Origin of the sequence: Klebsiella sp. JN_Kp121, from assembly GCF_040062145.1 — a bacterium.
In the GTDB taxonomy this organism is placed as follows: Bacteria; Pseudomonadota; Gammaproteobacteria; order Enterobacterales; family Enterobacteriaceae; genus Klebsiella; species Klebsiella aerogenes.
The window spans coordinates 105,853-119,967 of sequence record NZ_JBEAHX010000007.1 but is presented as its reverse complement, the minus strand read 5'-3'; the positions used below and the strand labels follow the sequence as shown (position 1 = coordinate 119,967).

12 protein-coding genes are annotated in these 14,115 nt (G+C 54.5%); 7 read left to right on the top strand and 5 right to left on the bottom strand.

Features of this window, described 5'->3' with window-relative positions:
- Positions 1-6: 6 nt before the first annotated feature.
- A complete protein-coding gene (gene xylF / locus ABLU86_RS12000) occupies positions 7-1,002 on the bottom strand; it encodes a D-xylose ABC transporter substrate-binding protein (protein ID WP_015703782.1) in 996 nt (331 codons plus the stop codon).
- Positions 1,003-1,374: 372 nt separating this feature from the next.
- On the opposite strand from xylF, the gene xylA reads away from it, so the two are divergent.
- The 3 genes from xylA to yiaB all read left to right on the top strand — a co-directional run bounded on the left by xylA (position 1,375) and on the right by yiaB (position 4,794).
- Positions 1,375-2,697 (top strand): xylose isomerase, encoded by a 1,323-nt coding sequence (xylA, locus tag ABLU86_RS11995; RefSeq protein ID WP_032709374.1) that lies wholly within the window; start codon positions 1,375-1,377, stop codon positions 2,695-2,697.
- Positions 2,698-2,792: 95 nt separating this feature from the next.
- Complete coding sequence (gene xylB / locus ABLU86_RS11990) at positions 2,793-4,247, top strand: xylulokinase (protein WP_032709373.1); 1,455 nt, start codon at positions 2,793-2,795, stop codon at positions 4,245-4,247.
- Between the two features lie 169 nt (positions 4,248-4,416).
- Positions 4,417-4,794, top strand: coding sequence for an inner membrane protein YiaB (gene yiaB / locus ABLU86_RS11985; protein ID WP_015703778.1), 378 nt, complete (start codon positions 4,417-4,419; stop codon positions 4,792-4,794).
- A gap of 105 nt (positions 4,795-4,899) precedes the next feature.
- On the opposite strand, the gene ABLU86_RS11980 is transcribed toward yiaB, so the two are convergent.
- Positions 4,900-5,895, bottom strand: coding sequence for an acyltransferase (locus tag ABLU86_RS11980; protein ID WP_015703777.1), 996 nt, complete (start codon positions 5,893-5,895; stop codon positions 4,900-4,902).
- Between the two features lie 179 nt (positions 5,896-6,074).
- Here ABLU86_RS11980 and ABLU86_RS11975 point away from each other — a divergent pair, with 179 nt between their 5' ends.
- The 4 genes from ABLU86_RS11975 to ABLU86_RS11960 all read left to right on the top strand — a co-directional run bounded on the left by ABLU86_RS11975 (position 6,075) and on the right by ABLU86_RS11960 (position 11,361).
- Positions 6,075-6,380, top strand: coding sequence for a YsaB family lipoprotein (locus tag ABLU86_RS11975; RefSeq protein WP_348796284.1), 306 nt, complete (start codon positions 6,075-6,077; stop codon positions 6,378-6,380).
- Between the two features lie 138 nt (positions 6,381-6,518).
- On the top strand, positions 6,519-7,430 hold the full coding sequence (gene glyQ, locus ABLU86_RS11970; protein ID WP_015369211.1) for a glycine--tRNA ligase subunit alpha: 912 nt from the start codon (positions 6,519-6,521) through the stop codon (positions 7,428-7,430).
- Positions 7,431-7,439: 9 nt separating this feature from the next.
- Positions 7,440-9,509 (top strand): glycine--tRNA ligase subunit beta, encoded by a 2,070-nt coding sequence (glyS, locus tag ABLU86_RS11965; protein ID WP_020077709.1) that lies wholly within the window; start codon positions 7,440-7,442, stop codon positions 9,507-9,509.
- Positions 9,510-9,741: 232 nt separating this feature from the next.
- Complete coding sequence (locus tag ABLU86_RS11960; RefSeq protein WP_063443088.1) at positions 9,742-11,361, top strand: ABC-F family ATP-binding cassette domain-containing protein; 1,620 nt, start codon at positions 9,742-9,744, stop codon at positions 11,359-11,361.
- Positions 11,362-11,458: 97 nt separating this feature from the next.
- Here ABLU86_RS11960 and cspA read toward each other — a convergent pair whose 3' ends face one another.
- The 3 genes from cspA to ABLU86_RS11945 form a co-directional block, all read right to left on the bottom strand.
- Positions 11,459-11,671, bottom strand: a complete 213-nt coding sequence (gene cspA / locus ABLU86_RS11955) for an RNA chaperone/antiterminator CspA (protein ID WP_000014594.1) — start codon at positions 11,669-11,671, stop codon at positions 11,459-11,461.
- Between the two features lie 264 nt (positions 11,672-11,935).
- Positions 11,936-12,226 (bottom strand): HTH-type transcriptional regulator, encoded by a 291-nt coding sequence (locus ABLU86_RS11950; RefSeq protein WP_015369214.1) that lies wholly within the window; start codon positions 12,224-12,226, stop codon positions 11,936-11,938.
- 246 nt (positions 12,227-12,472) lie between these two features.
- Positions 12,473-13,831, bottom strand: coding sequence for an aromatic acid/H+ symport family MFS transporter (locus ABLU86_RS11945; protein WP_032709366.1), 1,359 nt, complete (start codon positions 13,829-13,831; stop codon positions 12,473-12,475).
- Positions 13,832-14,115 lie beyond the last annotated feature (284 nt).

Here is a 14,115-nt window from a genome sequence, read left to right as displayed (position 1 = left end):
CAGCCATTACAGTTCACTCTTTTTGTGGAAACCGTCTTTAATCACCGTGGCGTCAATATTCTCTTTATTGACTTCAATTGGCGTTAACAGGCGCGAGGGGACATCTTTTAAGCCGTTATTCAACGTGGCGTCAGCCTTGGGTTGCTGGTCATTGCCTAATTCAACGGCGATTTCGGCAGCGCTAGTGGCAAGCGTGGTAATCGGTTTATAAACGGTCATTGTCTGGGTGCCGGAAATAATACGTTTCACGCCAGCCAGATCGGCATCCTGCCCGGAAATGGCGACTTTACCCGCCAGCCCCTGGGCGCTTAGCGCCTGGATAGCGCCGCCGGCGGTCGCATCATTGGAAGCCACTACCGCGTCAATTTTGTTGTTATTCGCCGTCAGCGCGTTTTCCATGATTTTTAACGCATTTTCCGGCAGCCAGCCGTCGACCCACTGATCGCCGACGATCTTAATTTTGCCGTCATCGACATAAGGTTTGAGCACCTTCATCTGGCCGGCGCGGAACAGCTTGGCGTTATTATCCACCGGCGAGCCGCCCATCAGGAAATAATTACCCTGCGGCACTTTGTCGACCAGGCTCTGGGCCTGCATTTCACCGACTTTTTCATTGTCGAAAGAAATATAAAAATCGATGTCAGCATTATTAATCATGCGATCGTAGGCGAGGACTTTAATTCCCTCCTGCTTCGCTTCTTTAATAACGTTGCTGAGCACCTGGCCGTTGTAAGGAATAATTACTAAAACATCGACGCCGCGATTGATCATATTTTCAATTTGCGACATTTGCGTTTCTTCGTTGCCATTGGCGGATTGCACAAATACTTTGGCACCTAATGATTCCGCTTTATTGACGAAAATATCGCGATCTTTTTGCCAGCGTTCCAGACGAAGGTCGTCGATGGCCATCCCAATCTTAACTTCTTTAGCCATGCCCGCCATGCTGGCGAGAAGGAGCGATGAGGCGCAGAGCGTAAGGCAAAGGTTCTTTATCTTCATAATAACGATACCTTTTCAAAGGGTAGGTAAGGCGTACAGGAATAAACTTCAGGTTGCAGATACGTTGCAGATTCTTAACGGGGAAGCGAGGACTGGCAATTACCTGTTCTTATTTTCGCATTATGAAATTTAGTTTGTTTTGTAATTTATGACCGCGATCGTATTTTATTCAAGAGTATGCAGGTTATTTCATTTCACATCCATCATAGGATTCCATAAATGATGTGGAGAGGAATTATTTTTGCGAGCTGGCGCACGTTTGTGGATTCTCTCAATGGCGGTGTGAAATAACGTAATTGAGGAAGGCGAAAGTGGAATTCTATATTGACGTATAACTTGTTACTCGCCGCACCCCTGAATATGGAGTTCTCTATGCAGACCTATTTCGATCAACTCGATCGCGTTCGTTATGAAGGCCCGAAATCGACTAACCCACTGGCTTTCCGTCACTACAATCCGGATGAATTAGTACTGGGTAAACGCATGGAAGACCACCTGCGTTTCGCTGCCTGCTACTGGCACACTTTCTGCTGGAATGGCGCGGATATGTTTGGCGTGGGGTCCTTCGATCGTCCATGGCAGCAGCCGGGCGAAGCGCTGGAAATGGCGAAACGTAAAGCCGAAGTGGCATTTGAGTTTTTCCATAAGTTGAATGTGCCGTATTACTGCTTCCATGATGTCGACGTTTCTCCGGAAGGCGCTTCGCTGAAAGAGTACAGCAACAACTTCGCGCAGATGGTGGACGTACTGGCGGAAAAACAGCAGCAGAGCGGTGTTAAACTGCTGTGGGGGACGGCAAACTGCTTTACCAACCCGCGTTATGGCGCAGGGGCGGCGACGAACCCCGATCCGGAAGTCTTTAGTTGGGCGGCGACTCAGGTGGTCACCGCAATGAATTCGACCCACAAGTTGGGCGGTGAAAACTACGTTCTGTGGGGCGGTCGCGAAGGCTACGAAACCCTGCTTAATACCGATCTGCGCCAGGAGCGCGAGCAGATTGGCCGCTTTATGCAACTGGTGGTTGAACACAAACACAAAATTGGTTTCCAGGGCACCCTGCTGATCGAGCCGAAGCCGCAGGAGCCGACCAAGCACCAATATGATTATGATGCCTCCACGGTTTACGGGTTCCTGAAACAGTTTGGTCTGGAAAAAGAGATTAAACTGAACATTGAAGCCAACCACGCCACCCTTGCCGGCCACTCTTTCCACCACGAGATCGCCACGGCTATTGCGCTGGGCCTGTTCGGTTCGGTGGACGCGAACCGCGGCGATGCGCAACTGGGCTGGGATACCGACCAGTTCCCGAACAGCGTAGAAGAGAACGCCCTGGTGATGTATGAGATCCTCAAGGCGGGCGGCTTCACCACCGGCGGCCTGAACTTTGATGCTAAAGTTCGTCGCCAGAGCACCGACAAATACGATCTGTTCTACGGCCATATCGGCGCGATGGACACTATGGCGCTGTCGCTGAAAGTTGCGGCGCGCATGATTGAAGACGGCGAGCTGGATAAACGCGTGGCGAAACGCTACGCCGGCTGGAACGGTGAATTGGGCCAGCAGATCCTCACAGGCCAGATGACCCTGACCGACATCGCGCACTATGCGACTCAGCATAACCTGGCGCCGCAGCACCACAGCGGGCATCAGGAACTGCTGGAAAACCTGGTAAACCATTATCTGTTCGATAAGTAATGCCGACAAAAGTGCCCGCTAAAACCGGGCACTGGCTGTAAACCATTTGTGCTGCGCCACGCTTTGCCGTGGCGTTCGCGTTAAGGAGACGCTGCATGTATATCGGGATTGATTTAGGGACCTCGGGCGTAAAAGCCATTCTGCTCAATGAACAGGGCGACGTACTGGCGACGCATACCGAAAAACTGACCGTCTCGCGCCCGCATCCGCTCTGGTCCGAACAAGATCCCGAACAGTGGTGGCAGGCGACGAATACCGCGATGCAAGCGCTGGGCGCGCAACACTCCCTGCGCGAGGTAAAAGCTTTAGGCATCGCCGGGCAGATGCATGGCGCCACGCTGCTTGATAAACAGCAGCGGGTCCTGCGTCCGGCGATTTTGTGGAATGACGGCCGCTGCGGCGAAGAGTGCATGCTGCTGGAAGAAAAAGTCGGCGCTTCGCGGCAAATCACCGGCAACCTGATGATGCCGGGTTTTACGGCGCCGAAGCTGCTGTGGGTACAGCGTCACGAAGCCGAAATCTTTAAACAGATCGATAAGGTCCTGTTGCCGAAGGATTACCTGCGGCTGCGCATGAGCGGTGAGTACGCCAGCGATATGTCCGACGCCGCCGGCACGATGTGGATGAACGTCGCGCGTCGTGACTGGAGCGATGAAATGCTCGCCGCCTGCGGGCTCAGCCGCGACAATATGCCGGCCCTCTTTGAAGGCTGCGAGGTGACCGGCCATCTGCGCGCAGAGGTCGCTCAGGCGTGGAATATGCCGCGGGCGCTGGTGGTAGCGGGCGGCGGCGATAACGCGGCAGGCGCTGTCGGTGTTGGCATGGCCGATGCGGGGCAGGCGATGTTATCGCTGGGGACCTCCGGCGTTTATTTCGCCGTCAGCGATGGTTTTCTGAGTAAACCGGAAAGCGCGGTGCATAGTTTCTGCCACGCCCTGCCGGGCCGCTGGCATCTGATGTCGGTGATGCTCAGCGCCGCGTCTTGTCTGGATTGGGCGGCAAAGCTGACCGGCCTCGGCAGCGTACCGGCGCTGATCGCCGCGGCGCAGTCGGCGGATGACAATGCCGACCCGGTGTGGTTCTTGCCTTATCTTTCCGGCGAGCGTACGCCGCACAACAATCCGCAGGCTAAAGGCGTGTTCTTCGGCCTTACCCATCAACATGGTCCCGCCGAACTGGCGCGGGCGGTGCTTGAGGGGGTGGGTTACGCGCTGGCTGACGGTATGGATGTTGTGCACTCCTGTGGTGTGAAGCCAGACAGCGTCACCCTTATCGGCGGCGGCGCGCGCAGCGCATACTGGCGGCAAATGCTCGCCGATATCAGCGGACAACAGCTGGATTTCCGCACCGGCGGCGATGTCGGCCCGGCGTTAGGCGCGGCAAGATTGGCGCAACTGGCCGTTCATCATGATGCGGCTTTCTCTGACCTCCTGCCGCAGCTACCGCTGGAGCAGGCGCATCTGCCTGATGCTCAACGGTTTGCCCGTTATGCGCCGCGTCGTGAAACGTTCCGCCAGATTTATCAGCAGCTTAAGCCGCTGATGTCATAAGTTGTTCTCGCCCCATCTATTGGGGCGAATTCCCTTCCTGAATGATTCGCTTTGCATTGATTTAATTCGCATATTTATTTATTCCGAATTGTTGATTCCAACTTGCTGAAACCGCCGCAACCGGCGATTCCCCGGTCATAATGAGGGTTACCATGGCCAGGGAGGCGCAATGAAATTAAAACGTACGACGGCAAGATTAGTCATGCTGCTGGGCTCGCTGGTTTATCTCATCGGCATCTGGCGAACGTGCCCGCTGTTCAGCGGTAAAGGCTATTTTCTTGGCGTGCTGGTGATGGGGATGTTTGCTGTCCTCACCCATCAACGAACGGAGCAGGAAGCGCAGCGAGATGATGATTTTATCTCCCTGTGCCGGTTGGTTCTGTTGCTATCGGCAGGATTGCTGTTGGTCGGCGCCTGGTTTGTTCCGGCGCCGTGGCGCGAAAAAAGTATTTACGTGATGGCATGGTTTGTCTGTATGTACGGTGCGTCAGCAACGTCTTATCCCGCTAAAGTCGCGGATAAAGCGCGCAATAACTCAGTGGAATAAACTGTCAACCGACGGTAAAGAGAGGTCGTCGGCAATGGAAACAAAAGCGACGACCTATTCACCCGCGTTTCATCTGATCTCATGGATTGCGCTGATTGGCGATTTTCAGCTCACCAACCGACGGCGATCAATTCGCTGAACCAGCGTAGACAGCGCCAGGCTACCCAACAGCGCGGCGGCGAAAATCCACACAATATCCAGCAAGGGCCAGCGGCTTAGCTCAAGGCCGCTGGCGCGCAGAGCGTGAATAAACAATGCGTGAAAGCCATAAATGCCTAATGAATGTCTGGAGATTAACGCGATACCCGGGAGCTCACGGCTATTGAGGATGTTTTTGCCCAAGGTGAATAACGAGATTGCGCAGATAAACACAGCCGGCCCGCAATACAGATACCAGGTATCGCCAAAATCGCCTCGCCATTGCAGTTCATGCAGCGTGCCGCGTGAAATGACCCACACCGCGGCGGTAAACAGCAGCGCGCACATCAGGGTCAATCCTCTTCTGTCGGTATTCATGGCGCCGATCGCCCGGCCCAGTATCCCGTACAGTACGTAGTAAAAGGTATCGCCGTTGATATAGAGGTTTATCGGTAGCCATTCAATGCCGCCCGCCTTGATGCTTACCATATTGGGGTTGGCGATGAGGCCAATCACCAGCATCAGCGCCAGCAGCATTTTGCCGCTGACCTGCTTCACCTGAATCAGCGGCGAGAGCAGATAAATCACCACAATGGCAAAGAAAAACCACAGGTGATAAAACACCGGCTTCTGCAGTAAATTTTTTAATGACAGCTCAACGTTGATGTGGGTAAACAGGGTGATATAGAGCAGCGCCAGCGCGCTATAGAACAGAATACACAGCGCGATGCGCAGATAATGGCGGGGCTGGGCGCTGCGTTCGCCAAAAAACAGATATCCTGAAATCATGAAAAAAAGCGGGACGCTGACCCGCGATGCCGAGTTAAGCAGATTCGCGATATCCCATTCGAACAAGCTGATGCTATGAGGATGGGTAATGTACCAGGTGGTACTGTGAATCATTACTACCATCAGGCATGCTATGCCGCGCAAGTTGGTAATCCAGCTTATTTTTTCCTGCATCTGTACCTCATTGGCCCCTGCGTAAAAAGAGTCTGACTCTCGTCGTTTGTCGTCATCACAATGGAATATTCTGAGTTTTTCGCCACACTCTTGTAGAGCATCAGTGAGATTCGCAAAATGTTTGGCTAGTTTTACATGGTCTGCACGATAACAATTGGCTAACAAGGCGGTTGAGAAAAATGGTGATGAAATATTTCGTATCTGCCCTGGCGGCGCTGCTGCTGGTCGGCTGCAGCCAGACACCTGCTCAACCCGTTCAAAAAGCGCAAAAAGCACGTATTACGCCGCAAACTACGCTGAATATGGAAAAATTATGCAAGGATCAGGCGGCGTTACGTTACAGCACCGACACCCGTCGCGTCGACGTCAATCATTTCGAGCAGTTCCAGGCAAGCTATGAGCTTTCCGGTCTGACTTCGCGGAATGAACGCTTTGTCTGTTCTTTTGATCCAGACGGCCAGTTTTTACATCTTTCTGTGCGCTAAATGCGGCTTAAACGCCGCACGATGGCGCCGCTTTGCTCAAATTTCGCTAAACAAAGGCCGTTTCATACTGTATATCTCGCAGCCAGCGGGTATACTGATCCCTTCCTTTAAATCCACACGTATCCAGCACGAAATAATATGCAAAAGTTTGATACCAGGACCTTCCAGGGCCTGATCCTGACCTTACAGGATTACTGGGCTCGTCAGGGCTGCACCATTGTTCAACCACTGGACATGGAAGTCGGCGCCGGCACATCCCACCCAATGACCTGCTTACGCGCGTTGGGGCCAGAGCCGATGGCGACCGCCTACGTACAGCCTTCTCGTCGCCCGACCGATGGCCGCTATGGCGAAAACCCGAACCGCTTACAGCACTATTACCAGTTCCAGGTGGTGATTAAGCCGTCCCCGGACAACATTCAGGAACTGTATCTCGGATCTCTGAAAGAGCTGGGTATGGATCCGACTATCCACGACATCCGCTTCGTTGAAGATAACTGGGAAAACCCGACTCTGGGCGCCTGGGGATTGGGTTGGGAAGTGTGGCTGAACGGTATGGAAGTAACGCAGTTTACGTACTTTCAGCAGGTTGGCGGGCTGGAGTGTAAACCGGTCACCGGCGAAATTACCTACGGCCTGGAGCGTCTGGCGATGTACATCCAGGGCGTGGACAGCGTATACGATCTGGTCTGGAGCGATGGCCCGCTGGGTAAAACCACTTACGGCGACGTTTTCCACCAGAACGAAGTGGAACAATCCACCTATAACTTTGAATATGCGGACGTAGACTTCCTGTTCACCTGCTTCGAGCAGTACGAGAAAGAAGCGCAGCAACTGCTGGCGCTGGAAACTCCGCTGCCGCTGCCAGCCTACGAGCGTATTCTCAAAGCCGCCCATAGCTTTAACCTGCTGGATGCGCGTAAAGCCATCTCCGTCACCGAGCGTCAGCGCTATATTCTGCGTATCCGCACCCTGACTAAAGCAGTGGCAGAAGCTTACTATGCTTCCCGTGAGGCCCTTGGCTTCCCGATGTGCAACAAAGACAAATAAGAGGCGGCCATGTCTGAGAAAACTTTCCTGGTGGAGATCGGCACCGAAGAGCTGCCACCAAAAGCACTGCGCAGCCTGGCTGAATCCTTCGCTGCCAACTTTACTGCGGAACTGGACAACGCTGGCCTCGCGCACGGCGCCGTCGAATGGTTTGCCGCGCCGCGCCGTCTGGCGCTGAAAGTGGCGAATCTGGCCGCCTCGCAGCCGGATCGCGAAGTCGAAAAACGCGGCCCGGCCATTGCCCAGGCGTTTGACGCTGAAGGTAAACCAAGCAAAGCGGCCGAAGGCTGGGCGCGCGGCTGTGGTATTACCGTCGATCAGGCTGAACGTTTGACCACCGATAAAGGCGAATGGCTGTTGTATCGCGCCCACGTTAAGGGGGAAAGCGCGCAAACGCTGCTGCCGAACATGGTTGCGACCTCGCTGGCTAAGCTGCCGATCCCGAAACTGATGCGCTGGGGCGCTTCTGACGTTCACTTTGTGCGTCCGGTTCACACCGTGACCCTGCTGTTGGGCGATCAGGTTATCCCGGCGACCATTCTGGGTATCGCTTCCGACCGTATCATCCGCGGGCACCGTTTTATGGGCGAGCCGGAATTCACCATCGACAATGCCGACCAGTATCCGCAGATTCTGCTGGAGCGCGGTAAAGTGATGGCCGACTACGCCGAGCGTAAAGCCAAAATCAAAGCGGATGCTGAAGCGGCGGCGCGTAAGATTGGCGGTAACGCTGACCTGAGCGAAAGCCTGCTGGAAGAAGTGACCTCGCTGGTCGAATGGCCGGTAGTGCTGACGGCGAAGTTTGAAGAGAAATTCCTCGCGGTGCCATCCGAAGCGCTGGTTTACACCATGAAGGGCGACCAGAAGTACTTCCCGGTTTATGCAAACGACGGCAAACTGCTGCCGAACTTCATCTTCGTGGCGAATATCGAGTCCAAAGATCCACAGCAGATCATCTCCGGTAACGAGAAGGTCGTTCGTCCGCGTCTGGCCGATGCCGAGTTCTTCTTCAATACCGACCGTAAAAAACGTCTGGAAGATAACCTGCCGCGTCTGGAAACCGTGCTGTTCCAACAGCAGCTGGGAACCCTGCGCGACAAGACCGATCGCATTCAGGCGCTGGCGGGCTGGATTGCCGAGCAAATCGGCGCTGATGTTAACCATGCGACCCGCGCGGGTCTGCTGTCCAAGTGTGACCTGATGACCAATATGGTCTTCGAGTTCACCGACACGCAGGGCGTGATGGGGATGCACTACGCGCGTCATGACGGCGAAGCGGAAGACGTCGCAGTGGCGCTGAACGAGCAGTATCAGCCGCGTTTTGCCGGCGATGCGCTGCCGTCTAACCCGGTTGCCTGCGCGGTGGCTATTGCCGACAAGATGGACACCCTGGCGGGTATTTTCGGTATCGGCCAGCATCCGAAAGGCGATAAAGACCCGTTTGCGCTGCGTCGTGCCGCGCTGGGCGTGCTGCGTATCATCGTTGAGAAGAACCTGAATCTCGATCTGCAAACGCTGACCGAAGAAGCGGTGCGTCTGTACGGCGAGAAACTCACTAACGCCAACGTCGTTGATGACGTCATCGACTTCATGCTGGGACGCTTCCGCGCCTGGTATCAGGACGAAGGCTACGGCGTTGACACTATTCAGGCGGTACTGGCGCGTCGTCCGACCCGCCCGGCGGATTTCGATGCGCGCATGAAGGCCGTGTCGCACTTCCGTACGCTGGAAGAGTCCTCCGCCCTGGCGGCGGCAAACAAGCGCGTATCCAACATCCTGGCGAAATCCGACGAGACCCTGAACGATATCGTTCATGCCTCGGTGCTGAAAGAAGCGGCGGAAATTAAGCTGGCCGGTAATCTGGTGGTGCTGCGTGATAAACTCCAGCCTTACTTCGCCGAAGGCCGTTATCAGGATGCGCTGATTGAGCTGGCTGCGCTGCGCGAGCCGGTAGATGAGTTCTTCGAAAATGTGATGGTTAACGCTGAAGACAAAGATGTCCGCATCAACCGTCTGACGCTGCTGTCCAAACTGCGCGAGTTGTTCCTGCAGGTTGCGGATATTTCACTGCTGCAGTAACTATCTCGAGAAAGGTCAAAAGCCTGCCATCCGGCAGGCTTTTTTTTGCCTTATTGCAATGGTGAAAAAATAATCTTGAAATCCAGGCTCGGGCCTGGCTATCCTATGCCCCGACGAATCCCTCGTCTCACTGGAGCGCACACGACAAATGAACAAACACGACTGATGAATTTCACGCCTTACCTCGCAAACGCTGCGGGTAGGGGAGTATTGATTTCATTCAGGAGTGCTTATGGCTCATTGTGCCCACACCCCCTCTTTTGTTTTACATCAGGTCACCTGTCAGTTCGCGACGGGACAGACGCTTTTTGGCCCGCTGAATTTATCGCTGGAACCGTTGCTTTGTGGCCTTGTCGGGCGAAATGGCGTTGGTAAGACACGCCTGTTGCGTCTGCTGGCGGGCCTTGATTCTCCTTCCGGCGGGCATATCGAACGGTCAGCCACCGTTGCCTGGGTGGCGCAGCAACCGACCCTCACCGCCGGGACAACCGTTGCCTCGCTATTGGGTTATGCGTCCCTATTCGACGCCCTGTCCCGCCTTGAACAGGGAAAAGGGCTGGCAAATGACTTCGAACTGTTGGATGGCCGTTGGGATCTGCCCGACCGCCTGAGTTCAGCCTTCTGCGATGCCGGGCTCCCGGCATTCGCCGCCGATCGTCCTGCCTTTTCGCTCAGTGGTGGCGAACGAATGAAGGCGCTACTGTGCGGCGCATTCGTTTCTGGCGCGGACTATCTGCTGTTGGATGAACCCACCAACCATCTCGATCGTCTGGGCCGGGAGTGGCTGTATCAACAGCTGAAACTCTGGCGGGGCGGGGCCTTAATCGCCAGCCATGACCGTGAATTGCTGGCCCTGATGCCGAGGATTATTGAGCTGACGCCGGCGGCGCTGCGCAACTACGGCGGCAATTATGCTGAATATCAGCAGCAGCGTGAAGCGGAGCAACAGGCTGCCCGCTCGGCGCTGGAACATGCCGCAATCGAACGGCGGCGCACCCGGGCGCGGATGCAAAAGGAGCATGATGCGGCCCAGCGGCGTTCGGCGCAGACGCTGCGTACCGTCGATACGCTGAATATCGCCTCTTTCGAGCGTGTGAAGTACAAAGGGGCGGCAAAAGAGCGTCCTGGCACGCTGCGCCGTCAGCATCGCGAACAGAACTGTAGTCTGAATGCCGCTGTGCACCAGGCACGGGAGCGGGTAGAAGAAGATAATCCGGTGATGTTCACACTGCCTGGCAGTGAAGTGGCTGCCGGCAAGCAGGTACTGGTGCTGGAATCGCTGCAGTTGGCTCACTCATCCCCCGCGCCGCTCGACTGGCGGGTGGATGGCCCGATGCGCATCGCGCTAAAGGGGCCAAACGGCTGTGGCAAAACAACATTATTGAAAACCCTGATGGGGCTGGAGCAGGCAACCGCTGGCGACATCCGGCTGTCGGTGAGTGCGGCGTATCTCGATCAGCATCTGACGCAGCTGGATTTATCATTGTCGGTGATGGCGCACCTTAACCTGGGCGATACCCCACTGGATGAGGGAGTACTGCGTAGCCGTCTGGCGCAGCTCCAGTTGGGAGCTGACAAGGTCAGTCTTCCGCTGGCGGCGTTAAGCGGCGGCGAACGCCTGAAAGCGGCGCTTGCCTGCGTGCTCTGGCGGCGGGACTCAACTCAATTGCTGCTGCTGGATGAGCCAACCAATCACCTCGATCTGGCGTCGACCCAGGCAATTGAAAGCGCGCTGGCGACGTTTCCCGGCGCGATGCTGGTGGTATCGCATGACGAGGCATTTTTACAGGGTCTGAAGCTGACCCATTGTCTGGAGTGGGGGGAAACGGGCTGGCATTTTGCCGCCCTCTGAATGACAACAGGCGCCATCTGCTGATGGCGACTGTTGACGACAGATAAAAAAAATCCCCGCCATAAGGCAGGGATTTATTATTCTTAGCGGCTTGAACTTACAGAGAAGTTACGTTGCCAGCTGCCGGGCCTTTAGCGCCGCTTTCGATGGTGAAGGAAACTTTCTGACCTTCGTCCAGGGATTTGTAGCCATCGTTCTGGATAGCAGAGAAGTGTACGAACACGTCTTTAGAGCCATCGTCAGGAGTGATGAAGCCGAAGCCTTTGTCAGCGTTGAACCATTTTACGATACCAGTCATTTTACCGGACATAGTGAATTACCTTTAAAAAAATTAGTGAGCCTTGCGGCGTAGTGGTCTGGACTACAGATTTAAAGCGATAAAGGGAAAGTTCACTACGGGGATATCTAATGGATAACCTTTGAAGGACTGCTCTATTCGACTGCTCTGTGGTCTGTACATCAAACCTGCGAGCATTAACGCATGTTCTCAGTCGGATAGCAAACTTTTTTTCATCAGGATATAAAACGGCCCTGCATCAGGACCGTTACCAAAAGAAGATAGTAAACCAGTTTTTCAATCTATTAGCTGCCTTGAGAGCTGTGGATTGGCCATCATCAGGCGCATCAATTTGAGCTCCGTGGATGAAGGTTTTACCCGTCGCGATTCCCACTCTTCAACCATCGCGACGCTGACGCCCATAGCATTGGCGAAATCATCTGTCTTAAGGCCTGTGCCCTTACGCAGCCGTTCGAATTCATTAAAAACGCTTGGGGTACGGGCGTGCGTAGCCGTTTGCGGCTGGTCTTTAAAAACAATCTGTTCCAGGTTACTCAACAAATCAAATACGGGATCTTTATATTCCATTGAGAGCTCCTATTCTGTCTCACTGCGGAGAGGAAAATACATCGAGCCATTTAAGAATAGTCGCAAAAGCAAGGAAAATAATAACCGAAGTGATTATTTATCGGCGTGGTTTCGTTAATCACCTGGAAAAGCGGCGTGCGTAAAAGCTAAGGGGATGATTACTAAGAGTGTCAGCAGCTTTGGAAAATTTATGTAAATGATGGTTAGCGGCAAGAAAAAGCCAGCGCAGAGCGCTGGCTGGATTGATTAGGCTTTCTGTAGGTTTTTACCGTCATTTGGCTTAACGGCAGGTTGGCGCTGGCTCAGTTTGTATTTCACTACCAGGGCGATGGCGGATAAAAACGCCGGGATCGCCAGCATCGTGAAGATGGTTTCAAACGACAATTGCGCCTGCATCAGGAAAGCGCCGCTGAAGGCGCCGAGGATCCCGCCGAAGCGGCCGATACCGAGCATCCAGGCAACGCCGGTGGCGCGGCCCTGGGTTGGATAGAACCCGGCAGCCAGCGCCGGCATTGATGATTGCGCGCCGTTCATAATGCTGCCAGCGATAAACACCATTACCCCCATCAACAGCAGATTGCTGGTTGAGAAACCCACCAGGCAAACAAAGACGCCGGTGAGCAGCCAGCCGACGGCAACCACTTTGTTAGGGTTGATCTTATCCATTAGCGCGCCGAGGATCAGCACGCCAATCCCGCCGCCGAGCGGGAACAGGGCGGTGATGATAGAAGCCTGGCCCATCGAGGCGCCGGTCTCGCGGATAAGCAGCGGCAGCCAACTGGTCAGCAGATAGAAAATCAGCAATCCCATAAAATAGGTCAGGCACAGCATCACGGTGCCCACGGCGTAGCGCGGGGAGAAAATCACGCCAATGGCTGACTTTTCCTTCACCTGGCCTGCTTCACGTAGCTCAAATTCAACCGCATCCGGCAACGGCGCGATACGCTTCAGGATGGCGGCGATCCGCTGCGCCGGCTGCCGTTTCACGACCATATAGCGTGCGGATTCCGGTAGCAGGAACATTAACGCCACGGCCAGCAGCAGCGGCATCACGCCGCCAAGCACCAGCACGCTTTGCCAGCCATAATGCGGGATCATCCAGGCCGACAGAAAACCTCCCAGCGACGACCCCATTGGGAAGCCGACGAACATCAGGTTTACCATCAGCGCGCGGCGGCGTTCCGGAGCATATTCGCTCATTAGCGTCGCGGCATTCGGCATTGCCGCGCCTAAGCCCAATCCGGTGAGGAAGCGCAATAATGTCAGTTGGTTAAGGCTGCTGGCAAACGCGGTTAACAAACTAAAGCCGCCGAACACCAGGATCGACATAATCAGCACTTTCTTGCGGCCAATACGATCGGCGAGCGGCCCGGCCGTCAGCGCGCCGACGGCGAGCCCGACCAGAGCGGCGCTCATTACCGGGCCCAACGCGGATTTCTCAACCCCCCATTCCTGTACCAGGTCTGAGGCGATAAAACCAATAATCGCGGTATCAAATCCGTCCATCGCGACGGTAATAAAACATAAGGCGAGAATCATCCATTGGTACTTCGTGAATGGATGTTCGTTGATAAAAGCCTGAATATCGATGGTTGTTTTCTTCATACGGCATTCCTGGCAGGCTGAGCGGGGGACAGAGGTATTGTTATAGTCTCCCTCGCTGTCATTGATGTTGTTTGTGCGATAATCGAACATAACGCCGTTAATCGCTCATTAATCAAACCATTGAACCTGCCTGTAGACAATGTGCCGCCTTCAGGAAGCGTGCGATTATCGTCCGCTTTGCGTAATTCCTTCGCCGGTAATTTTATTAATTTTAATTAAATCAAAAAGATATTTATTATTTTTTTGGCTTAAGTTATCGCGTTAAATGTGATGAACTTAACAGC

Coding starts and splice junctions, on each gene's coding strand:
- xylB (WP_032709373.1), top strand. CDS start 2,793: ATGTATATCGGGATTGATTTAGGGACCTCGGGCGTAAAAGCCATTCTG.
- xylA (WP_032709374.1), top strand. CDS start 1,375: ATGCAGACCTATTTCGATCAACTCGATCGCGTTCGTTATGAAGGCCCG.
- ABLU86_RS11980 (WP_015703777.1), bottom strand. CDS start 5,895: ATGCAGGAAAAAATAAGCTGGATTACCAACTTGCGCGGCATAGCATGC.
- glyQ (WP_015369211.1), top strand. CDS start 6,519: ATGCAAAAGTTTGATACCAGGACCTTCCAGGGCCTGATCCTGACCTTA.
- yiaB (WP_015703778.1), top strand. CDS start 4,417: ATGAAATTAAAACGTACGACGGCAAGATTAGTCATGCTGCTGGGCTCG.
- xylF (WP_015703782.1), bottom strand. CDS start 1,002: ATGAAGATAAAGAACCTTTGCCTTACGCTCTGCGCCTCATCGCTCCTT.
- cspA (WP_000014594.1), bottom strand. CDS start 11,671: ATGTCCGGTAAAATGACTGGTATCGTAAAATGGTTCAACGCTGACAAA.
- ABLU86_RS11975 (WP_348796284.1), top strand. CDS start 6,075: ATGGTGATGAAATATTTCGTATCTGCCCTGGCGGCGCTGCTGCTGGTC.
- ABLU86_RS11950 (WP_015369214.1), bottom strand. CDS start 12,226: ATGGAATATAAAGATCCCGTATTTGATTTGTTGAGTAACCTGGAACAG.
- glyS (WP_020077709.1), top strand. CDS start 7,440: ATGTCTGAGAAAACTTTCCTGGTGGAGATCGGCACCGAAGAGCTGCCA.
- ABLU86_RS11960 (WP_063443088.1), top strand. CDS start 9,742: ATGGCTCATTGTGCCCACACCCCCTCTTTTGTTTTACATCAGGTCACC.
- ABLU86_RS11945 (WP_032709366.1), bottom strand. CDS start 13,831: ATGAAGAAAACAACCATCGATATTCAGGCTTTTATCAACGAACATCCA.